The organism is Fuerstiella marisgermanici (assembly GCF_001983935.1).
GTDB lineage: Bacteria > Planctomycetota > Planctomycetia > Planctomycetales > Planctomycetaceae > Fuerstiella > Fuerstiella marisgermanici.
On record NZ_CP017641.1, the window covers coordinates 6837380 to 6860611 of the forward strand.

The window sequence follows — 23232 nt, forward strand, 5'->3', positions numbered from 1 at the left end:
TCGAGTCTCGGAGAGACTCGGCTACGTGTCGACGGTAGGTTCTCATCTGCCGGTCGCCTCAGATTTTCAACTGCCCTGCCATCATGTCCGACGTCACCGTTCTTCTAAACGCTATCGAACAGGGGAAGGCTCGCAGTGAGGACCTGCTGCCGATGGTGTATGACGAATTGCGTCGTTTGGCGGCCGGACATATGCAGCGCGAACGTCCCGGCCAGACTCTGCAGGCCACGGCGTTGGTCCACGAAGCATTTCTTCGACTGGTCGGCAATGACGACGCCACATGGGAAAACCGCCGCCACTTCTTCGGTGCGGCCGCGCTAGCTATGCAACGTATTCTTGTTGAGCAGGCTCGCCGCAAACAACGCCGGAAGCACGGTGGGGACGTGCAGCAAGTTCATCTGTCCGACATGGATATCGTGGCTGAAAACCTTTCCGCTGCCGACGACCTGCTGGCGATCGACGAAGCTCTGCAGGAATTCACCGACCAGGATCCGGACAAGGCCGAACTGGTACGACTTCGCTACTTTGCTGGTCTGACTGAACCCGAAGCTGCCGCCGCCCTCAACATTTCCCGCGCCACCGCGTCTCGCTGGTGGACGTATGCGAAGGCCTGGCTGTTTGCCCGGGTGAACGGCAGCGCTGAATGAGCTGCGTGGCTGGCTTCGCCCCAAAAATCCACGGGTCCTGCAGAATTCTGTGAGGCGCTTTGCTTTTGGTTGTCGCATGACTGAATAGAACGATTACTCTATTCGGCGGAGCAACCCATGTCAGACGCGGAAAACCCAGAGAAAAGCAACGATTCCACCACTGAGTCTGACTCAGTAGTCGGCGACGGTGCGTCTTCGATTTCTCCGAATTCCATCGAAGGTCTCTTCCTTCAGGCCCTGCAGAAAGAGACGCCGGCCGAACGAGAAGCGTATCTGGACGAAGTCTGTGGCGACGACGAGCAACGCCGTCGCCGACTGAAGGCGCTGCTGCTGGCGTTTGACGATGCGGGCAGTTTTCTGGAAACGCCAGCCGCTGGTCCTCGCCCAAACGGCGAGATCTCGCTTAGCTTTCTGAAGCCGATCGACAAGGATGGTTGCCTGGGCGCTATCGGTCCGTATGAAGTGCTGGAAGTCATTGGGCGAGGTGGCATGGGCCTCGTGTTGCGAGCCGTCGACCTTAAACTCAACCGTGTCGTCGCCGTCAAAGTGCTGCTGCCGGAACTGGCCGCCAATCCGAACGCTCGACGACGTTTTCTGCGAGAAGCTCAGGCCGCTGCGGCCGTCAGTCATCCGCATGTGGTAACAATTCACGCAGTGGAAGAAGCAAAGGACGCTGACGACGGCACATCAACTCCGCCGTTTCTGGTGATGGAATGCGTCGTTGGTCAGTCGCTGCAGCAGAAGCTGGACAACGTCGGATCGCTGCGGTTGGCGGAAACCCTGCGCATCAGCCGGCAGATTGGCGAAGGTCTGGCGGCCGCTCATAAGCAGGGATTGATTCACCGCGACATCAAGCCCGCGAATATTCTTCTGGAAAACGGCGTCGAGCGAGTCAAAATCACCGACTTCGGACTGGCTCGAGCGATCGACGATATAACGGTCACTCGCACCGGAGAAGTCAGTGGCACTCCTCAATACATGTCGCCCGAACAGGCAGGAGGCGAACGAGTCGACCATCGCAGCGATCTGTTTAGTCTGGGCTGCGTGATGTACGCCATGTGTACCGGACACAGTCCGTTTCGCGGCGACAGTCTGGCTCACGTGATCAAACGAGTCACCCAGGACACCCCACGTCCGATCGCCGAACAGAATGCCGAAGTGCCGCCGTGGCTGGTTCAAATCATCGACTGCCTGTTGCAGAAGAACGCCGATGAACGCTTTCAAAGTGCGGAAGGCTTGGTCGCCATTTTGGATCAGCATCTGGCCAGAATTCAGCAGCCGACAGATTCGGGAAGCCATTCGCTGATCAACCAACAGGTGCCCGCAGGTGCGGCTCCCGGGGTTTCACAGCCCAATGAGTCGACTGCACCTCAGCCTGGTCATCGGGGACCGGACGAAACCATAATGCCACAATGGCTACTAACACCTGTCGCGCCCTGGCGTCTGCGTCTTTCGAATTGGTTGCTCCTGATCGGAATTCCAGCTTTGTGCAGTGGACTGCTGGGAATCGCGGCAGCGGCAAATAACTACCAATTGCAAATCGCGTCGCTTCGCCCGATTGATCCACTGACGCTGACATTCTGGTTGCTCGGACTTGCTCTCGTGACATTGTTGCCCGCTGCCGTACTGCGTGTCTCAGAACGAAAGACACCACCGTCAGCAGGTTCGCTGATTGCCTGGTTTCTGGTGGGCGGTCCAATCGGAATCATTATCTGGCTCCTCGAACGCGAGCACTTTCATCGGCGGATGCAGAATTCCGTGAGCGAAGATCGAGCTTCCAGCCGTCACGATCTGCCATCACCGCCCACGCCGCAACTACCCGCTACCGAACGGATGACATCCGCTCAATTCAGCGAAGCCGGATCGCCGGTAGTGGAGTCCGGACGAGGACACACTTCGCCTAAACGCGCTCAAGCGGCTCCTGCCGGACAATCGACCCATGCGCGGGTCGGAAGCTACCTGATCCGAAGTTCCGTTTTCTGCTGGGTGCTGCCGTTAACGGTCATGGTGATCGGCCTGATTGTTCAGGAAGGTGACCTCATGGAAACTGGTGGTCCGTTTTGGGCAATTGCCACACCTTTCTGTGCGCTCGCGGCTGGGATTGGTTATGTGCTGCGATATATCATCGATAAGAAGCAGGAAAAACATGCTCCACTGTTCCTTGCCCGTTTTTTCACCGGCGCTACGATTGTTGCATTCCTGGTATCCGTCGCATTCTTGTGGCAGGAGCGGCGAGAACAGATTATGCCGAAGTACAGACCGCCAGAGCAAGGAATGCTCATGGACGAGCACGCGCGCTCAGGCTCTCAGGATTTCGCTTCTGGAGCAAATGCCGGAAGCGAACCCATGGAATCGAAGTCAACGACCGTCGTCTCTGAGATTAAGGGAGCTGAATCCACCGTGATGTCCGCTCAACCGGCGGAAGGCGAGCGAGCGGGGACGTTGCAGGTGACGGTGGAAGATGATGGCATGCGGTTGGTGGTGCGTCGCAAAAGTGCCTTCGGCGGCTATGTGCCTGGTTCGGAACAGCAGGTGGACAATGTCGGGTATTCGCAACTGCGTCTGCACCCCGGTGACTACGAACTGGGCATTCAGGATCGGTTGTTCGGCTGGCCGTTCGCGTTTCGAACTTCCAACATCAATGTGAAGGAAGGGGACAGAGAGGAATTCACGGTCAAACGCGATCTGGCCGCGCTGCCACAGAAGTCTAACAACCTCATTCTTTGGGACGGCGTCGAGTTCCGGCCGTCGGATGGCTTTCTAAGCTGGAGTGTCAATCAGCGATTTGCCATCAACCAACTTCTGGCATCGTTCGAAAAGCCTGTCGCAACGGACGAGATCGTTTCCCGGACAAGTGCCAATATCAAATACCTGAAGAAGGCGCACGGAAACAACTTCTATCCGGATTCCGTTCCCGAAACGATCACCGACATCTTCGACCCGCTGCCGGAGTTCATCGTGCCCGGTGAAGCTGACGGCACGCTCCAACTGGCCCGTCCATCGCGAGCAACGGTTGAAGTGTCGCTGCTGACTGGCGGACTGGATGTCACGATTACTGCTCTGGACAAGAACGCTGGCGTGGCAACCCGGCGTCTCGGCGGCTTCGCGACGTTGCCGAGCAAAACGTACCCGCTGCCTGCTGGTGAGTACGAAGTTGCAGTGAGCGATGCCATTGCCCATTGGTCGCAGTACGACAGCAATACGTTTCAAAGCCAGAACCTTACGAGGAAGGTGCTGAAGTTGAAGCTGGAAGCTGATGCCAGCGAAGAACTTGAATTCAGCCGCGATCTGCAGGCTTTGGTCGATTTCGACACGACCTCCGTCAATATCGTGAACTTCGAGACTCTGAAGTTTGTGTGGGGTAAGTCAGGCGTGTTTTCGAACGCCTCGTACAATTGCAACCATGCTCAGGCTAAGTGCGTGCAGCGATTGTTGAAGGCAGTGATCGATGAAACACACGACGTCGCGGAATCGGAATTAGTGGAAACTGGTGGTCAGCCCATGAAAGAGCTGTTTCCCGGCATCACCAATAAGACGGGCCATTGGGCATTGATCAAGCCCGGCGAAAAACCGAACACCTGGCGGCTGGCCCCGCTTAAAGAATGAGTTCCAGGCTTGGGCGAATCTACCTACAGCGTTTCACTCTGACTTGTGGCCGCGAAAATCGGTTATTGTCCTACGTGGGCCGGTTCCCACGAGCCAGAACCGTCCACAACAAAACGTAAATTGCTCTAACCGAAGCCGCAACCGCCTGCGGCGGCCCGAAGAAAACGCAACGGCGGAAATCGCTATTCGTGGCGCATGGTGGTTTCGGCGCGAAGAGTGCGGCCGCTGAGATATCTGCCAGCGAGATAACTGACTTTGTTATAGGGCACGGACACAGTGACGGTCACGAGGTCGTACGGTTGAGCATTGACAAGCTGGTGGCCGGTGGTGTTGTTGTTCGGGTCGGGCGTGATCGTAATACCGACGGTGATGTCAGAACTGGCCGCCCCAACAGAGGCCGACAGCTTGTCCTGAATGTATTGTTCGATCGTCGTGTTATCACTGCCATCCAGCACGGCTCGCCTCGCCGCTTCACGCGCTGCGTTGGTCACCAGCTGTGCGACCATCATGCCGCGGCCGAATTCGACGATGCCCAGGATCACCATGAAGAACATGGGTATAACAATGGCCGCTTCGACCAGTGCGGCGCCTTTTCGCGGAGCGTTACGCCGCGTGCTGAATCTGGTTGTGTTGGGGAGTTGAAGTCTCATCTTGATAATCTGCTATTCGAACCTTTAACAGGATCTGTGCGGCCACGGAAGCCTATTGGGGACTGTTATTCTGGGGGCTGCTATTCGACCATCCTTGAACCAGGTCTGTCGATAATGAATTTCAGCACATCGACCAGTTGCTGTTCGTATTCGGCAGGGTTGCCTGATCCTCGGGAACTCTGTCCGTTGACATCGGTACTCGCTATGCGAGCGACTCGGTCCATGAAGTCGTAGTCCGTTCCGAGACCCATGCCGACACCGTACATTCGGCCTCGCTGAGTTCGGTAGAATTGCTGTGTCTGCATCAGCACGGAATTAAACCAGTCGTAACCCGTCGGGTAGAACTCATCACTGCTGTTGGCCGAAATGTAATCGTCAAGTTCCGTCTGCTCGGCGTCCCATGAGTTCGGCATGCCGTCGGTGACGAGCACAATGACTTTCGACGTGAATGACCGTCCCTGAGCACCAATCGGATCATCGTTCGGATTCGACGCGGCCGTTTTTTGGCGAAGGTGTCTTCTCGCGAGATCGATACCACTTTCGGTGGAAGTTGTCGCTCCGATGTCACTCGCAGCCTGCAACGTTGTGCAGGCCAGCATTGCCGCATCGAAATCGGAAGTCAGTGGTTGAACAATATTTGGGCCGTGCCATCCATCGCGTCCGTCAAACGTCACGATCGACACGCGGTCACCGCCTCCGGCTGTCACCAGTGCATTTTTCTCTTTCACGTGTTGAAGCCCGGCAATCAAGGCGCGGCGCACGGAATGCATTGGTTCGCTGCGAGGTGGAAACTGATAGACACCGCCCGCCGTCGTTTCAGAACGAAACGGACAGTCCGGATTCAGAGCTGATAGCGGTGTTTTGCCGGTGAGATTCGGGTTTGAGTTGGAGCTGTTGTCAAACTCAGGAGATCGTTCGCGACCCCAGTCCATCATGAACTGCACATAGGTTCGATACCCAATCCAGTTCCTCCATCCCCACGGTGCGGACGCTGTTGGAAACGAGGTTGTATTCGGGTTGTTGAAGTTGTAGATGCGGTCTCCGTCATAATTGACCGGCAGCCATGTCCATTTGTACTCACCGCGCCGAGGGCAGCCCGGATAGGAGTTAGCAACAGGGCTTGGTAAAGCTGTCAGGCCGAGTGATGCTGCGCTCCACAATCCGCCATTGTAGACGCGTGCGGCCATAAGCATTTGAAAGCGGAATTCGGTCGCGAGGCCGTTCGTGCCGGTGGGATGCTCAAGCCAGCCGGTTGTTGGTGGAGTCGGCGGGCCCCCAGATGGAGGCGGCGTATAGTCATCGTCGTCATCATCGTCGGGCGGCGGCTCTTCGCCGACATAGGTGCCACGCATGATGTAGTCGAGATACCGCGACCAGTAGTTGAAGTTCACCGCAGAGTCGGGTGTCGGCAGGGCGTTGGGAAGTACGGATGCGATCTGGTTGTCAATGATCCATGCGTAAGCTTTTTGTTTGCGAGTTGGCTCATCATCGGAATTAAATATTCGGTACGTCGCGGCAATCGCAGTGTCCGTTAAAGGGCCGTCGTCTTTCGTCATCTCGGCGTACGCGTACTGATCTGCCGACACGCCAAGCGGAGCGCCAAGGTACTCTTCCGCTCCCGGATAAGTGCCGAACCCGAAGTCCGAATACACCCGTTGCATCAGGTCGGTGGCGACGGTCGAGTAGCTGGTGGCTGAATATTGAGCGGTAATGGCGTCGGTGGCCCAGCAGGGTTCTGTGTCATCATTCATGGAACCAGAAAGGTCCACCACAAAAACAATGTCGCGCGGGTTCAGCATTCCGATCGCGGAGGCACTCATGTCATAGGTGTCGGTCCCCATAACCGGCGCGAAGAAGTGCTTTTGGTTGGTCACTCGAGCGGTCACGCGAACGGCATTCGCGGACGTCGGGTCTGCTACAAACGACTTCGCCGAAAAATCGAAGAAGCCGAGTTCAATGTCGGAATCGTCGATCGTGACTGGATCGCCAGCCGCCTTGTTCAACAGCGCGATGCTTTTGGCAGACGCCCTTGCGGTCTCAGCGCCGACAGGTATGTCCTGAGCGGCGGCGAGTGCGGCGGCGTCTGCAGTGCCTTGTAGTTGAGTTCGCACGACAGCCATGTGGCCCACGTCGACCGTCAGCGATACAAAGGCCATGACGGCTACCAGCAGAATGACCGCCAGAACCAGTATGACACCTCGTCGCGTCTGTTTTTCGCCTATGTGTTTCTTCATAGCGCACCGCAGCCTTAAAATTTCCTGCTGCCGAACTTTTTGTCCGGCAGCCACAGGGAAAATAGTTCACGAAGCTGCGGCCAGCGCGAAATCCTTGGGGGATTTCGGACAACCACGTGTGCGGATGTGTTTCTGGATCGAATTTACATCCTTCAAACAAGCAGCGTAAGACCTGCCACGCGCCGGGACCCGGTACCGCCGGTTTTAGGGGTTCCGCCACTCGATAACTTTCTGCTGGCAGCACGGGGCCTGAGTTGGACAGAACATCTTGCAGGCAAGAATCAGTCTGTCGTGTTTCCCACTGGCGATGGCTGTGGTTTGTGGCCTATACTGTTGCAGGAAGCCCTCGAAAGTCCCGTCTTTTTACTGCGTCTCCGCTCGGAAACCACGCATGTCGCCAATTGCTCAAAATGTTGTTTATGGTTCTCTGGTCGTTGCCGGACTGCTCGGACTGGCATGTCTGATCGACCTGATTATGGGCGTTCCGTTCGGTGGACAGACGCTGTATGACATTCTGTTCATCATCTCCGCAGGCATAACCGCTTACCTCGGCATTGATTGTCTGAAGGAAGCAAAATAGCTGACCGGTATAACCGGACTCGGAGCACAGGCAGGGCAGCCAGGCGCGCCCGCAGGAAGCTCAAACGCGGCACAACGCGCAGGCCGCGAATCGACGTCGCAAATTGCCTTGCTTCACACAGAAACACCGGCTGAACGACCGCAGGCGACGCTAGCAACGGCGGCAAATTTCCCAGCTTACGCCACCCGCATAACAGTTGCCGGAATGGGCATGAGTTCACGTCGGTTAATGAGCTTAACGTTGTCAAGACGCGCTTTCGGCAGAGTCGATAGCTTCCGGCAGTCGGGCACATCACGCATCAAACATGCAATGCGTGTAGCCAGCACAATCCGTTTCATGTGCCCGCAGAAATTGACTCCGCCTGACGGCGGACGCCAGATCGGGAGACACAAACAATGCGACTCATCACTACACTCGCCTGCGCTATCGGCCTGCTCAATACCTCTGCCGTCGTTGACGCGGGGCTGTTCGACTTTGGGCGTGGCAAGCAGCAACTAAGCTGTGCCGAAGACTGTCAAACAGCCTGCCGCCCGCGAATCGCTCGGCCAAGCTGGATTAACATTTTCAGCCATCAACGAAAGTCGTCCAACTGTTGTGACACTGGCGGCTGCACAATCGGGAGCAACGCATCATGCTGTGCGCCCGACGGTTGCGCGCCGATTTGTGAAAGCACATGTTGTGCTCCGGCGGCGTGTAGTTGTTCGGCGTGTTGTGGCGAAGGAGGCCTTTGTTCGCCAAACGGCTGCGGCGACCTGCTGACAGGCTGCTTCAACCCCAACTGCCATCACGACGGATGCTGCAGTCCGGCTACAAAATGCGAAGTTGCGGAGCTGATCGCCGAGTCGAAAACCGCCTGCTACGCTCGCCACCGCCGATCCGCCATTCACAAGCTGGGTGACCACTACGATTGTTGCTGTCACCCCGAAATCATGAACGCTTTCATCTGTGCCCTGAATGACAGCGACGAACGAGTGCGTGCCAAAGCGGCCGACGAAATCGGCGATCAGATGCGTCGCAATCGCTGCATCTGCGGTGCTCCCGTGATTCGCGCGTTGAAGTTCAGCCTGGCAGACTGTGATCGGCACGTCCGTCGCCAGGCGGAAGAAGCGTTGCAGCTTTGTGGCTATGACATCGTGGATGGTTGTTGTCAGGGCCAGTACTGTGCCGCACCGTGCGATAGCTGTGCTGCTCAGCCGTCGGTCGCTCCGTTTGCGACGCCGTCAATGTCTGACGAATTGCTCCCGGCAGACGGGATGAATAGTCCGATGCCCGTTCCGGAAAGTTCTATGCCACCTGCGACACCGGACGTTCCTCAATCGGAAGCCGAAGCCGCCGATGAGCCGACCGTCACGACGCTGCAACACTTCTTCACTGGCCAGGTGCATGAAATTCAACAGGTTTCCGCCGACTGCGGTCTGGCGACTGCTGTGGAATAGTTGTTTGCCGGGATTGAGCCCGCGTTCTTGATACGTTCAGCGTAGGATCTGGGATGCCGGAGTCTCACGATCAACCAGGAATAATGGCCCGCCTGCTGACGCTTGTCGCGTTGCTGTGGGCGGGCTGGTTCCTGTGGTTCTTCTTTGGTCAGACGCTACCCAATCTATCGACCGCCGACGCGCCGATTTCGCGAAGTGACATTGTCACGGAGATCGGCAACAACCCGTTTTCGCTGTTGAACCCGCTCGACTATTCGTCTCGCGCTGGCGCCGATTCCGGTTGGAAGTTTTTGCCGCAGCGGATGCCGTTTGTCGGCACGGCTCTGCTGCTGTGGCTGGCCGCATGGTGCCTGGGCCGAGCCGTTCTGCAGACACTGTTTGTTCGGAAAAACTTGCTGTGGTCCGAATGCTTCGTGCTGGACATGGGCGTCGGCATTTCGTTGTTGACGTTGTGGGTACTGGCCTGCGGTGTTGCGGGGCATCTGTCGACCGCTGCCGTGCTGACCCCGTCAGTTGTTGCCTTTAGCGTTGTCATCATAGGCTGGAAACGCGGTGTCGCCGATTGCGGTGCGCTGGTTGAAAGTTCGCTGGCATTTGAAGCGGGCCCGCCGAATCGAAAACTCGCCTGGTTGCTGACCTTCATGGCGCTGCCGTTTGCGTGGCACATCATTCTGGGCGGAGTGACGCCACCGTTCGATTTCGATGTCCGCGAATACCATCTGCAGGGGCCGAAGGAATGGTTTCTGGCCGGGCGAGTCACCACGCTGGAACATAACGTTTACACCAGCTTTCCGTTTCTGAGCGAAATGCTGAGTCTGGCGGCGATGGTGTTGCATGGCGACTGGTGGCAGGGAGCGATCTCCGGCAAGCTGACTCTGGCAGGGATTCAGTTCCTGTCAGCCATCTGCGTGTACGCGATGGGACGCCGCTGGCTGGGCGTGATTCCTGGCTTAATCGCAGTCGTCGCTCTGGTGTCGACGCCATGGACGATTCGGATTTCGATCATCGCTTACGCTGAAGGCGCATTGACGTTTTATCTAACAGCAACCGCGATGGCCGCGCTGCTTGCTGTTCAACAGTCGGCGTGGCGGGCCCGAGTTCGGCTAACAGCGGTCACCGGTTTTCTGGCGGGCAGCGCGATGGCCGCCAAGTACCCGGGCGTGCTGTCGGTGGTAATTCCGGTGGGCGTGTTTTTGCTGGTTCGATCGCAGTCGGCGGATGAAGGTGATGCAAGCGGAGCAGGGCGGTTGTTAAAGCTGTCCGTCGTGTTTGGTCTGGCGGTTTGTGCAGCGGTTGGGCCGTGGCTGCTTCGCAACGCCGTCGACACCGGGAATCCCGTCTACCCGCTGGCCTACAGTGTGTTTGGAGCCGCCGACTGGAGTCCCGCGATGGACGCCAAGTGGAAGGCTGCTCACAGCGCACCCGATCACAACGTCGCGGCGATTCCCGCTCACATCGATGACGTGGCTGCTCGCAGCGACTGGCAGAACGGGTTCCTGTTTGCGTTTGCAGTTCCTGCACTGATGCTGGCGTGGCGGTACCGTCCGATCGGATGGATCGCGTTGCACGTTGCATGGATGCTGGTCACATGGTGGGCGTTGACTCACCGCATCGACCGCTTCTGGATTCCCATCATCCCGCTGCTTGCGATCCTGGCTGGTGCCGCGTGGAAGCTAAGCGACGGGAGATTGTGGCGATCCGCATTGGTGGTATCACTGGTCGCGTGCTGTGCGTTCAACTACGGCTTCAGTCGTTTGGATGGCATCGGGTTTCATGTTGGCATGATGGACATGACGGAAGCAAAGCGAAAAACGGTTCGCCGCGACATGAAGTTGCTTAACGAAACTCTTCCGCGTGATGCTCGAGTGTTGATGGTCGGCGAAGCGGAAGTCTTCAATTCAGAATTTCAGCTCGTCTACAACACCGTCTTCAACGACAGCATTTTTGAACAATGGACGAGCCGCACCGACCAGCCTGACGTCGCTGTCGGTGATCGAGGAATGAAGTCCGCTGCAGAAATTCGAGACACCTTGCGCGAGCATGAGATCACTCACGTGTTCGTCAATTGGTCAGAAATCCTGCGTTATCGAATGACGTACGGCTACACCGACTACGTGACGCCGCAGCGTTTTCTGCAGCTCGAAGAAATGGGCATTCTGCAGCCACCCATCGTCATGGCGACGGGTGATTGGAATGGGCGCAGCGATGCTGAACAACAGGAAGTTTCGTCGTGGTCGGGCGCAGAATCGTTGCGGAGTGGGCCGGGCAGCTGGACCAGCATGCTGCTATACCGGGTCACTCAGGAATAGTGAACGCGTTGTGGATCGCGTCACTTCCTCAGGCTTGCAGCGTTCGTTCGACGCCTTCGGTAGTGCATGGCGGACGGCATGACCCGGCTACTGAGCGGGCGTGGATTCTGGTGTTACGTTTGCCTGGCCGTTGCTGCATTTGCGTTCGGAAATGCTGTACGAATCCTTCGCCTTGCCCGTGTACGCCACGATTAACTCCGCGAGCAGTCCAAGTGACATTGCCTGACCGCCCAGTAGAGTCGCCGCGATTGAATATGCGAGCAGCGGTCGACCACCGATCGGATCGACTGCGATGACGGGCACGACGTGCATCAGGCACCACAGCAGCGAAAGGTAGCCAAGCCCCAGCATGCCAATGCCGAAAAAGAACAGCCCGACGGCTCCCAGAGCATGTTGTGGCCGACGGCCGAAGCTAATTAGAAACGTGACTGTCAGAGCGTCCAGCAGCCCTCGCATAAAACGCCGCACGCCGTATTTCGATTCACCATGTTGTCGAGAACGATGGTTCACGGGCAGCTCAGTCACTTTGAAACCACGAGCGAACGCCAGTACCGGGATGAACCGATGCAGCTCGCCATAGATGCTGATTTCTGCCGCGACGTCCGAGCGAAACATTTTCAGGCCGCAGTTGTGGTCGTGCAGTGTCAGCCCCGTCATGGTGCTCACCAGCCAGTTGAATACCTTGCTGGGATAAACTTTGTGCCACGGATCAAGCCGTCGTTTCTTCCAGCCATTGACGACATCGAATCCCAATTCGATTTTCTTCAGCATCTCCGGGATCTCGGCGGGGTCGTCCTGCAGGTCGGCGTCCATCATGAGGATCAGATCGCCGTCGGCCGCTCGCATGCCGGCGGTGAGTGCAGCCGCTTTTCCGAAGTTGCGACGAAAGCGGATCCCGCTGATCCGGCTATCGGATTCGATCAGTTCTGAAATGACCTGCCACGAAGAATCCGTTGACCCGTCGTCGATGAAGATCAGTTCGAAGCGGTCGACGGCAGTTTCCGCGACAGCAACGATTTCGTCCCACAACTGACGCAGGCTGCCTTCTTCGTTCATGACGGGCACGATAATCGACAACATAGCACGCGGCTTTCTATTGTTTCGGTTTTGGTTTCGCCGGCTTCCTGCCTCCTATTGCTCCGTCGGCTGCTATCTTTGGCAATCGTTCAATCACCGCTGCGCATCTCTTTGTAGCCAGCGTAAATCACGATGCAGATTCCGATCGGCACGCCCCAGGCCCACGCCAGATTCGCGGTGGCAAACGTCGCAACTATACAGACGAAACCACCGACCTTACCGATCATTTCCCAATTCTTCCAGAGTAGTTTCTCGGGGTCGCTCATGCGTCAGTCTTTCGCTTTCGAGGCTGCTCCCTTGAGCTACCCGCCTGTTCTCAATTGCGTTTCTACGTTTGCTTCGGCTTGACGGGCTTCTTCCCGCCAGTTGCTCCATCCCCCGCCGGGCGAGGCTTGATCTGACCTCGTTCTCGCAGTGCTTCGCCGGAAATAAGATGCACGAGTTCCTGACCCAGCCGGTCCATTTCCACCACCAGCGCGTCGATCTTTCCGGCCAGATACATGTAGGCCGTAAGTGCCGGGATGGCAATGAACAGCCCGATCGCGGTGGTGAGAAGTGCCATCGCAATTCCGCCCGCCAGTTGTTCCGCCTGGCCCATGGCGTTGCTTTGAGCAATGCGGTTGAACGCCTGAATCATACCAATCACGGTTCCCAGCAGTCCAATCAAAGGACTCACTGTTGCGACGCCGTTGAGGACTCGCAGCCGTTTCTTCAACTGGCTGATCTGCCGTTCTCCGCCATCGATGACCGCTTGTTCGATCTCGACACTCGGCTTACCCCACTTGCGAACGCCATGCAGAAAGACGTCCGCCATCGGGCTGCCGTCCTGTTGGCAAACCGCAATCGCGTTTGGTTTGTCCATTCGTCCGGAACGCAGGTGCTGCAGAAAACGGTCCACGAATGCTTTCGGGATCACGCGCCGATGTCGCAACACGACCAGCCTGTCGACCGCACAGCACACAGCGACAATGGAAGCGACAGCAAAGACGATCGCGAAGGGCCAGCCGACGGCCGACACAATTTCCTGAGGCGAGCTGGGAATTGCTGACGGCGTCGCTTCCAAACCTGCCGTCTCACCAGCCGCGTTGACTGGGTCTAATTCTGACGCGGGTTCCTGCCCCACGACTGCCGTAGACATCAACGCCATCGCAAGCAGGCAGGCAGCAGAGCCTCGCGCGAACGTGAAAACGCCAGGCCACGCCTGCGGCGCACGAGAGTAAGACGGGGTCGCCATTGAGATCGGGATTCCAGAGTTCTGAGAAATGTTCGCTCTCGCACAAAGCGGACGGCAGCACATAGTGTAGCAGTCAGCATGGCAGGTTTCGGCACACTTTCTGCGATTCGCGGCTGCATATGGGGAAGCCCCGCCTCAAATTGTCCGGCACGCGTTTTGCTTCTGTAACTTTGGTGACATGAGTGAAATGGGCGGCTGTGGCCAGAGCGAAGTATTTCATGGCCGTTGCCGACGCATTTCGGAACCAGCCCATTTTTCTCAGCACCGTCAGCGACCGGAGAGATCTTTCAACGACCAGTCAGAACAAGTGATTTGTCGGGGTGAATGGGAGTCCGGTTACTGAGGCGAGACCATTCATTTAGCAATGAAAATGAGCCCATGCCATCGCTTCCATCCAATCGCCTGGTCATTCGTGTGTCGCTGATCTGCCTCATAAGCATCGTGTCACTGACGTCGACCAGTGCTCAGCCGACGGCACCGCCGATCATTCCAGCTTCGCCATCAGTGACCGAACCTGTCCGGCCGCCGACTCCTTCTGACTTCGGGATCGTGATTCGACTATCTGAAACCTTGCTGCAACCCAAGGAGCCGTCTGTGTCGCGGACGACGCCCGTGCGTGAGATGGTAGCCGGAGCATGCAGCGTCGGAACGGCGGACACCAACGGGCAATTGACTGTTGACTTTAAACCGAAGAGTGACGGGATCGCGATGAACCTGATTTTTCAGGGCACATCCGTTTCCCAAACCGTGGTACGCCAAAGCTCGGCTCGCATTTCCAGTACCACTTCAACTCAGGTGATGGTCAGCACTCCGATTGACTTCGATCCAGCATCGGGATTCAGGTCCGGGCAGGCACTAAGCGATGCGAAGGTTGTGAACGTCTGCCGAAATGTGGCCGCTGAGAAACGCGGCCTGCGAGGTCTCATTGTCCGCCGCGCGGCAAAGAAACAGCTCGCCGAAAAACAGCACGAAATCCGACACGCATGCGAGCAATCGACTCGCAAACAGGTGGCCACAGATACGAAGAGCGAAGTGGACAAGCAGCTTGAGCGGTGGAACCAGCAATGGGCGACGCTGCGACAAATGCTGGGTGGACAGGCGTGGTATCGCGAAGACAGCAACACATTTCTGGCCAGCGACGAGAACCACGTGCACGTGTTTATTCGAGCCGCCGCAGACGACATGGACGAGACGACCGCAGCAGGACCGCCGATACCCTTTCCGCCGAAACAGCTTCCCGCTGCTGAACGAGGAAGCCTGGTTGAAATCATCTTCTACGAAGACAAACAAACCAAGCAGGAACTGGCTGCTTTGCTGAGCCTGGTGGAAGCCATGATCAGGCAGCAAACGGCCGACTTGCCAATCTCCGACAGGTTGTCGATCGACACGATTGTAGGGAAGAACTGGGTGAAACTAAGCGTCACTAAAGACGCGTCGCCCGCACCGGTAAGGCAGCTCACCAGCAATTAACGCCAATGCTGCTGAGCTCCGCCGATGTGTTCTTGAGGCTGAATGGACGCTAAGACTGCTTCGCCTTTTTCAGGCTTTCCAGCAGCTTGCGGAACTTCTCTTCGTTGATCTTCTTCAGTGTCTCACCCGGCTTGGCGAGTTGCAGTTTGCCTTTCATGACCACTTCGTCCGGAAGCAGACATTCGCTGGAATTGCAGGCCTGGAAGTGGACGTGGAACTCAAGTTCCGCAACCTTGGCTGTTTCCTTTTCGTCAATTTCCAATATGCCGTACACCATGATCTTACCGTCGTAGACGTGTGTCGCTGTTTCAAACAGTTGCAGGGTGTGGTGCTTGGGATATTTGAGCTTGGTGAGCTTCACTTTTTGCTTCGTGTTGATTTCGACTTTCGTCGGCTTCATGTAGTCGGGGTTCGAAGGGTTCGCATTGATGTGCCAGCCATCTTTGATGTCGAGCTCAATCGCCACATAACACTTTCCTCCGCGCGGAAGCTTGTTGTACAGCGGGTAGATTTTTACCTTCACCAACTTCGGCTTCTCATCCTTGGCGGCAGTATCGTCCGGACCCGGCACGAAAGGCTTGAATGCCGTCTGCTCAATTACGGCTGCAGTGCTGGCGTTTGGATTGGCATCGTCAGGCGTGCCAACGGTGGCCGGTGTCTTGTCGTTGTCAGAGCCGGTCAAAATGTAGTTCGAATTAGGGCTTTGCATCCGCTGCTCGGAAGCCGCCGTCAAGGTTGCACCGATTGTTTTGACGTGGCTAACGCTCTCAGCGTCTGCCTCGCGATCTTTGGCCGTTGTCAGCCAAAGATCGAGCGACCGTGCTAGCCCGCAGCAGGAGGCCGGCGATTTTTCCAGCACTGGTGCGAATCGCTGCAAGGTGTCGGCTGCGATGCTGCGAAACTGTGAGGACTTGTTGTGTTGGTCGAGGCGAATCAGATTGCGAACCGACACGCTGTTGGCAGACGCGAACACGGAATCGTAGACAGAGCTGGTGCGTGCGATGAGCTGTTCGTGGTTGCTGGATGTGAAGTAGAACGCCTGCAGCGTTTCGTCGTAGAACGATTCCACCTGTTGGCTTGCCAACTTCGTCGCTTCTTCCAGCCATTTTTGATCGTTTGTTGTGGTGTGCAGTTCCAACAGAGCGTCGACCAGGAATGCATAGTCGTCCAGATAGCCGTTATGCTTTGGTGCCCCGTTGCGCCACGTCCGGAGAAGATTGCCGTCTGCTGAACGCAGGTTTGTCAGCAGGAAATTGGTCGCCCGTGCTGCAGCGTCTGTGTCCTGGGGCCTCTGTAGTTCGCGTCCGCTGTACGCCAGGGCTCGAATCATGAGGGCATTCCACGCAGTCAGAACCTTGTCATCAAGAAGTGGGCGTTCACGCTTCGACCGAACTTCCAGCAGCTTCGAGCGATGCTGCTGCAGTTTTTCTTCCAGGCTGGATAGTTCCTGCTTCTGTTCCGCTGCGACGGCAGCCAGTGGACTTGGCAGGTGCAATACGAAGCCATGTTCGAATGAGTTTTCTGCATTCAGTCCATACACTTGTTCGAACAGCGAGCTGTCTTTAGCTCCCAACGTGTCCTGGATTTCCTGCTTCGACCAGACATAGTATTCGCCTTCGATGGCGTTGGTTTCTGCATCCAGAGCGGAACAGAAACCGCCTTCGGGCGTTGTCATGTCGCGAAGCACAAAGTCGGCGATCTCAGCTGCCACTTCGGCCAGCAGGTTATTGTTACTTAGCCTGGCTGTCCGCGTATAAACGCCCAGCAGCATGGCCTGGTCGTACAGCATTTTTTCGAAGTGCGGGACGAGCCACTTTCGGTCGGTGCTGTAACGATGAAAGCCGCCAGCAAGGTGATCGCGAATTCCTCCACGAGCCATCTTTAGCAACGACTGTTCGACGATGTCCAGCAGGTCTTTGTCACCAGACGCTTCGAAGGCATCCAGCACCAGTTCCATCCGCGGCACGTTAGGAAAACGTGGCCCATCCGGATTGGTTGCTTTAAAGTCGACGCCGCCCCAGACCGGGTCGTACATTTCCTGGACCTCATCCACGGCAGCGGTCACGAGGTCGGCGTTCAGTGCTGTCGCTTCCAGGTCAACACCGGGCCGCGTCATTCGCTGCACCTGAGCCGCCATCAGCTCTCCGGATCGTTCTAAGGCCTCACGGTTGTTGTTCCACAGGGTGGAGATCTTCGTGGCGGCCGTCAAAAATCCAGGACCACGTTCAGGGCTGTCATTTGGAGGCAGGTAGGTTGCGCCGGCAATCGGGTTGCCTTCAGGCGTGAGGAACATCGATAGCGGCCAGCCTCCGCCGCCTCGACCGCCCACAAGTTGCTGGTACACCAGCAGACTGGTCATGTAGATGTCGTCGATATCCGGGCGTTCTTCCCGGTCGACTTTGATGTTAACGAAGTGCTCGTTCAGAAATTCTGCAATGGGGCCGTCGGAGAAAACCTTGCGTTCCATCACGTGGCACCAGTAGCAACTGCTATAGCCAACGGACAGGAAGATCGGCTTTTCTTCGCGTTTCGCTTTTTCGAACGCTTCCGGTCCCCATGGATACCAGTCCACCGGGTTGTGGGCATGCAGCAGCAGGTATGGGCTTGATTCCTGCGCCAGCCGATTTGCAGGCTGATCCTTCGCGTGAGCCGGCGATTCCTCGGCGATGGCATTTGGCAACAAAGAAATCACGGCGACGCCAACCTTAAGGAAGGCGGCAAAACCAGTTTGACTCATCAGACTATATTCCATGCTGAAGATTCGGCGACGGCCGCAGATCCCCATCTGCAGTCCTCGCCAGCAAGCCACAGATGAATCCATGGCCTTCTGATAACACCCAGCCAAACACCCCGCATTCTAACGATGCCGCGTTCTGTACCTAGCCCAGCCTCGCTCCCCTGCGACTGAAAGTCGGTAATTTTCGGTGTGCTTGCTCACACTTCGTTTCGCGTAAACTCTTTCCTGAATCACGGTTGCGCTGTGCTGTGGCGGGTTTTTACTACCGTTTGCGAATTCTCGCAGACAACCGCGTGAAGGCAATCTGGATGTTGCTGGTTTTTTCCCGCAGGCGAACCTGAAAACCATTCCCTCATTCAGTGGGGATGCACGTTTTTGGCCCTTACGTGCGAAGGGCCTCGCCCGCCGATTTCGGGAAATTGTGAACCCGGGGCAATCCTGTCGCCGATGACAATTATTGGTGAACCACACCGCCATGCGCGCCCGAATTGCCGGAAGGAGTACCGGCAAATTCTGCTGGAAGTACCTTCCCTGCACGCTGCACGGCGACAGAAATTACTCGTGATCGATCTTAGTCCTGTGCATCGCGTTATCCACGTGGCGGCAGGGCGGGAGACACCGGGATTCATGAATCGCACATCGTCATCGAACCTGTTTGACCAATTGCCTCACGGCTACCGCATCGACGTGCGATTCGGCACGACGTACGACCGCGCTCCGTCTGGTGCTGATGATCTGACAATGATTTGCGGGGTCGATACGCGCGAAGCCGTTATCCTGAATCGTCTTGGCGTCTACTTTCTGGCTCAGGTTGCGCTATGGCAGCGGCGAGAAGCAGCAGCATTTGCTGATGAGCTCGGCATGAGTCTTTCCACCTTGCTGGAAGAGCAGTGGATTGAACAAGCACATCGTATTTGTCGCCCGCAGCCTGTTGAGCCGTCAAGTAATTCACGCCATCTGCCGGCGTCGGTGATACGCACGGTATCGCTGCTCGGTTGCGCCCTGCTGGTGGGTTGCATGGCCGTTTACTGGATGAGTCTGCGAACGAATCCTTCGCTACGCGGCGTCCTGTCGGCTGACATTACTTCGCTGCGTGTTCCTGCTGAATCCCGTCTGCTGGAGTCATTTGTTGAGGCGGGTGACGAAATTTTTTCCGGTGACAAACTGATCACCCTGGAGAAAACTGAACACGTCGCCATGATCCGTCTGCAGGAAGAACGAGTTCGCGAACTGGAACGTCAACTACGTCAGGCCGAAGCTCAGGCTGCTCTGGATCTCGCATGGCGTAGCCGGGAACTCGATCGTGAGTTGTCCGACGTCCGCACTCGAGCTCACCTGATTCAGGAAGTCAAGCGGACGGCGGCAGAGGATTCGCACGGTTCGGCGTCTGTGTCCAGTGAAAGCCCATCAGAACCGAGCAAAGGAATCGCCGCTCAGACGGTTTCGCAGTCTCAGTTCTATGAAGAACCCGAAACATCGCAGACTCCCAACAGCATGGTATTTATCAGCGGGGCGTCAGGGAAATCGTCGATCGACGTCGCTCGTCCCGCTGCACCGCTACAGATTGCACCAGTGGCACCTCAACCCAAACCTCAGAAGGTCGTCCTGGCGTCTGAACCGAAGCCGGACGCGATGTTGAGCGTCGAAGCGAAGAACGTTGAACAACGCCTTCAGCGATTGGAAGAACTCCGCAGCCTGTTGCCCAAACAGGTTCGCACGGCCGCTGGCGTGGAAAGTGTTCGGCTGCAGTACGAAGAAGCGAATCAGCGGCTGACAGAAATGAATACTCTTAGCCGCGAAGTCGCCGTGCTGTGTCCATCGCATGGTAAGGTCGGCCAGGTGCGGTATCAGCCCGGTGACAACATGTCGACCGGTGAAATCATGCTGAAGATTTTGCACACGGATCGACGCTACGTGCTGCTTCATGTGCCAACGCGGCGAGTCAACGAAATTCAGCCGGGAACTGTTGTTGAGCTCGTCTTCCCGGGCGATGGTCATTATCGCGGCAAGGTTTCTAACCTGCCGATGCTCGCAGAATCTTCACCGCCCGGCGGCACGAGTTTAGTGACGGTTCGAGTTGAACCTGTCGGACGACTGTGGCCCGAAATTCCGATCGGCAGCCAGATTGATGTGGTCGTGGGGAGCAAGCGACTTTTTTAGAGATCGCTAAATCAGTTCGATGTCGGCTTCATCCACCGTGATCGATGCGCCCTGCTGCAGGAAGTTCACCAAAACTGTCAGCCTGTGCTGGTTCTTAACCTGAGTGATCGTGCCGACCAGTTCTCTGTCCTTCAGGGGGCCGCGTACGATTCTTGCCATCTGGCCCACCGTTGGCCGAACTTCCGCCTGCAGGTCTTCGCCATGTTCTTCCAGCGTTCGGATCTGCTGCAGGTCTTTGACCAGAATTTCAGGATCGACCACAGGAATACACTTGGATACGCATCCGGTCGCCACAGTGTTGTAGCGGTCTTCTTCCGATGCACATACAAATACGTAGCCGGTGAACAGCGGCGCATAACTGGTGCGCATGCGGCCAGCCGGTGATCGCGTACGTTTAGCGACCATCGGTCCGTAGTGAGCGATCTTTTGCGTGCGCAGACGCCGCATGAGATCTTTTTCGCGCCGAGACAGCGTGTAGATGGCGAACCAGTTGCCGTCCGGCACAATGATCTCGGGTGAGGAAAGCAGGTTGTCCGGATACAGGTCCGGTTCCTGGTCAAGAATTGGCATGGGATCTGAAATCTAACTCGAATACTGGCCCGATAAACTGAGAGACCGAGCTCTCCCCGATTGCTAATTCTACGGAAATCTGCGGCGTGCGTGAATCGCAGGCGAAGTTTGTTGATTCGACTGCGACCGGACAAGGGCGGGAAACGCGATATCCGGTTTGATCCATTGATTCCAACATCCGGTAGTGAAACTGCGTAGGCAGGTTGAGCTAGCGAATGTTCTGAAAATCAGCGAAAAAACTAGCATTTGACCACACCATTCCAGAAGATCGCACGCAACACTCCAACCACATCAGAAATCTTGCTCCATGTATGTTCTCCTCGGCGGCCACGGATACGTGGGCACCGCTATTCAGCGATTTCTCGCACAACAGCAACTGCCTTTTCAGGTCGTCTCTCGCAGCGACGTTGACTATTCCAGTCGAGATGCGCTGAGGACTTTCCTGGGGGAAACGCGCCCTGAGTTTCTGATTAACGCAGCTGGGTTCACGGGCCGCCCTAATGTCGATGCCTGTGAATTGCAGAAGGCCGACTGTCTGGATGGTAACGCTGTGTTGCCCGGAGTCATCCGTGACGTTTGTGAAAACCTGAAGCTGCCCTGGGGGCACGTTTCGTCCGGCTGTATCTACACCGGAGCGAAGCCTGATGGCAGCGGGTTCACAGAAGCCGACCCGCCCAACTTTTCCTTCCGCCAGGACAACTGCAGCTTCTATTCCGGCACGAAAGCGCTGGGCGAAGAGGTCCTGGACGGGGCAACTCAATGCTATGTGTGGCGGCTCCGCATTCCGTTCAACGAATTCAATTCACCTCGCAACTACATTAGCAAGATGATCAATTACGATCGGTTGCTGGACGCGACCAATAGCCTGTCGCATCTTGGCGAATTTGCGGCGGCGTGCGTGGCCTGCTGGACTCAGAAAGTCGACTTCGGAATCTACAACCTGACCAACCCGGGGGCAGTGACGACTCGCGAAGTCGTCAACATGATTCAGCAACAGGGTCTTAGCGATAAGCAGTTCTCCTTCTTTGAAACAGAAGAAGAATTCATGAAGCTCGCGGCCGCCACGCCTCGGTCCAATTGCGTCTTGGACAGCAGCAAGGCCATTGCAGCCGGGCTGCCGTTAAGTCCCGTAGAAGACGCTTTGCAGATGGCTATGAAGAACTGGAAATAACGTACCCCTCCCGCAATTCATTGCGGGAGGGGTCGATCGAGCGAAGCAAGATCGGGGGAGGGCCGACCGTGCAACTGATTTGTGAGACTCATCAGTTAGTGCCGCGCATGCCCCGTCCCGGACATTGCTTCGCTGGTCCGACCTCCCCTCGGCTTCGCCGGGGAGAGGTGGGATTCCTGCAGTAACACATTCAAACACCGGAAACATTCCCAACATGTCGACCATCCTTGTCACCGGCGGCGCCGGGTTCATCGGAAGCTGCTTTGTTCGTCGAGCCATCGCGCGAGGAACAGCGCGGATCGTGAATCTGGACAAGCTGACTTACGCCGGCAATCCGGATTCACTTCCTCAAGACATTGCGACCAAGCACACGTTGGTCGTCGGTGACATCGGTGATTCTTCACTGGTGCGAAGCCTTCTGGCGGAACACCAGCCCGATGCCATTGTCAACTTCGCGGCCGAATCGCACGTTGACCGGTCCATCGATGGGCCCATGGAATTTGTGCAGACGAATGTCGTAGGCACGTGTCGGCTGCTGGAAGAAGTTCGCCAGTATCACGCAAACCTGTTGCAACCAGCGAAGGAAGACTTCCGCTTCCTGCATGTGTCGACCGACGAAGTTTACGGTTCACTGGGCGACACCGGCCTGTTTACCGAAACCACGCCCTATTCGCCAAACAGCCCGTATTCAGCATCGAAAGCTGCGTCGGATCACTTTGTGCGAGCGTACCTGCACACGTATGGCGTGCCGACGTTGATGACCAATTGCAGCAACAATTATGGCCCCTATCAGTTTCCTGAGAAACTCATCCCGCTGGTAATCCTGAACGCATTAGAAGGCAAGCCGCTACCGATTTATGGCGACGGGTTGAACGTGCGAGACTGGCTGTACGTCGACGATCACTGCGAAGCTATCGAAACCGTTCTGGATAAAGGAGTGATCGGTGAGTGTTACAACGTGGGCGGCAACAACGAACAGGCGAACATCAACATCGTCCGCACGATCTGCCAAACCATTGACCGCCTAAAGCCGGACCTGACCCACCGCCCGTGCGAATCACTCATCACCTACGTCACCGACCGCCCAGGTCACGACCGCCGCTATGCGATTGACGCTTCCAAAATTCGCGATGAGTTAGGTTGGGAGCCGAAACAGAACTTTCAGGACGGTATCGAAGCCACGGTGAAGTGGTACATGGAAAATTCAGACTGGGTTCAACGCGTTCAAAGTGGCGAATATCGAGGTGAACGTCTCGGTCTGGGTGGTTGATTCATCATCGTTTAACCCGCAGCCGAAGGCGTAGGCGGTGCTTCTGCGGTAACTCTCGCGATTCCCACTGAATGAACCGTA

At 56.6% G+C, this 23232-nt stretch carries 16 protein-coding genes; 9 read left to right on the forward strand and 7 right to left on the reverse strand.

What is annotated here, in order from left to right; all coding sequences use genetic code 11:
* Positions 1-83 precede the first annotated feature (83 nt).
* Both Fuma_RS25725 and Fuma_RS25730 read left to right on the forward strand, forming a co-directional pair.
* Entirely contained in the window at positions 84-647 is a 564-nt protein-coding gene (locus Fuma_RS25725) for an ECF-type sigma factor (RefSeq protein WP_077026646.1), read from the forward strand.
* Positions 648-764: 117 nt separating this feature from the next.
* The gene (locus tag Fuma_RS25730; protein ID WP_077026647.1) at positions 765-4253 is read left to right on the forward strand and encodes a serine/threonine-protein kinase; all 3489 of its coding nucleotides are present in this window, start codon (positions 765-767) and stop codon (positions 4251-4253) included.
* A gap of 182 nt (positions 4254-4435) precedes the next feature.
* Here Fuma_RS25730 and Fuma_RS25735 read toward each other — a convergent pair whose 3' ends face one another.
* On the reverse strand, positions 4436-4903 hold the full coding sequence (locus Fuma_RS25735) for a TadE family protein (RefSeq protein ID WP_077026648.1): 468 nt from the start codon (positions 4901-4903) through the stop codon (positions 4436-4438).
* Positions 4904-4983: 80 nt separating this feature from the next.
* Positions 4984-7137 (reverse strand): pilus assembly protein TadG-related protein, encoded by a 2154-nt coding sequence (locus Fuma_RS25740; protein ID WP_077026649.1) that lies wholly within the window; start codon positions 7135-7137, stop codon positions 4984-4986.
* Between the two features lie 391 nt (positions 7138-7528).
* Here Fuma_RS25740 and Fuma_RS25745 point away from each other — a divergent pair, with 391 nt between their 5' ends.
* The 3 genes from Fuma_RS25745 to Fuma_RS25755 all read left to right on the forward strand — a co-directional run bounded on the left by Fuma_RS25745 (position 7529) and on the right by Fuma_RS25755 (position 11462).
* A complete protein-coding gene (locus Fuma_RS25745) occupies positions 7529-7717 on the forward strand; it encodes a hypothetical protein (RefSeq protein WP_077026650.1) in 189 nt (62 codons plus the stop codon).
* 395 nt (positions 7718-8112) lie between these two features.
* On the forward strand, positions 8113-9153 hold the full coding sequence (locus Fuma_RS25750) for a HEAT repeat domain-containing protein (protein WP_077026651.1): 1041 nt from the start codon (positions 8113-8115) through the stop codon (positions 9151-9153).
* A 53-nt stretch (positions 9154-9206) separates the two neighbouring features.
* The gene (locus Fuma_RS25755; RefSeq protein ID WP_145944381.1) at positions 9207-11462 is read left to right on the forward strand and encodes an ArnT family glycosyltransferase; all 2256 of its coding nucleotides are present in this window, start codon (positions 9207-9209) and stop codon (positions 11460-11462) included.
* A gap of 87 nt (positions 11463-11549) precedes the next feature.
* Here the strand turns inward: Fuma_RS25755 and Fuma_RS25760 are convergent, their stop codons facing one another.
* The 3 genes from Fuma_RS25760 to Fuma_RS25765 form a co-directional block, all read right to left on the reverse strand.
* Entirely contained in the window at positions 11550-12542 is a 993-nt protein-coding gene (locus Fuma_RS25760) for a glycosyltransferase family 2 protein (RefSeq protein ID WP_077026653.1), read from the reverse strand.
* Positions 12543-12628: 86 nt separating this feature from the next.
* Positions 12629-12805: a hypothetical protein gene (locus Fuma_RS35455; RefSeq protein ID WP_158521133.1), complete on the reverse strand. Its 177-nt coding sequence runs from the start codon at positions 12803-12805 to the stop codon at positions 12629-12631.
* Positions 12806-12867: 62 nt separating this feature from the next.
* The gene (locus tag Fuma_RS25765) at positions 12868-13773 is read right to left on the reverse strand and encodes a MotA/TolQ/ExbB proton channel family protein (protein ID WP_077026654.1); all 906 of its coding nucleotides are present in this window, start codon (positions 13771-13773) and stop codon (positions 12868-12870) included.
* Positions 13774-14151: 378 nt separating this feature from the next.
* Here Fuma_RS25765 and Fuma_RS25770 point away from each other — a divergent pair, with 378 nt between their 5' ends.
* On the forward strand, positions 14152-15243 hold the full coding sequence (locus tag Fuma_RS25770; RefSeq protein ID WP_077026655.1) for a hypothetical protein: 1092 nt from the start codon (positions 14152-14154) through the stop codon (positions 15241-15243).
* 49 nt (positions 15244-15292) lie between these two features.
* Here Fuma_RS25770 and Fuma_RS25775 read toward each other — a convergent pair whose 3' ends face one another.
* The gene (locus tag Fuma_RS25775) at positions 15293-17980 is read right to left on the reverse strand and encodes a thioredoxin domain-containing protein (protein ID WP_158521134.1); all 2688 of its coding nucleotides are present in this window, start codon (positions 17978-17980) and stop codon (positions 15293-15295) included.
* Between the two features lie 561 nt (positions 17981-18541).
* On the opposite strand from Fuma_RS25775, the gene Fuma_RS25780 reads away from it, so the two are divergent.
* Positions 18542-20140, forward strand: a complete 1599-nt coding sequence (locus tag Fuma_RS25780) for an HlyD family efflux transporter periplasmic adaptor subunit (protein ID WP_158521135.1) — start codon at positions 18542-18544, stop codon at positions 20138-20140.
* 6 nt (positions 20141-20146) lie between these two features.
* Here Fuma_RS25780 and nusG read toward each other — a convergent pair whose 3' ends face one another.
* Positions 20147-20710: a transcription termination/antitermination protein NusG gene (nusG, locus tag Fuma_RS25785; protein ID WP_077026658.1), complete on the reverse strand. Its 564-nt coding sequence runs from the start codon at positions 20708-20710 to the stop codon at positions 20147-20149.
* Positions 20711-21017: 307 nt separating this feature from the next.
* On the opposite strand from nusG, the gene Fuma_RS25790 reads away from it, so the two are divergent.
* Together Fuma_RS25790 and rfbB are read left to right on the forward strand one after the other, a co-directional pair.
* Positions 21018-21881 (forward strand): sugar nucleotide-binding protein, encoded by an 864-nt coding sequence (locus Fuma_RS25790; protein ID WP_077026659.1) that lies wholly within the window; start codon positions 21018-21020, stop codon positions 21879-21881.
* A gap of 214 nt (positions 21882-22095) precedes the next feature.
* Positions 22096-23151 (forward strand): dTDP-glucose 4,6-dehydratase, encoded by a 1056-nt coding sequence (gene rfbB, locus Fuma_RS25795; RefSeq protein ID WP_077026660.1) that lies wholly within the window; start codon positions 22096-22098, stop codon positions 23149-23151.
* Positions 23152-23232 lie beyond the last annotated feature (81 nt).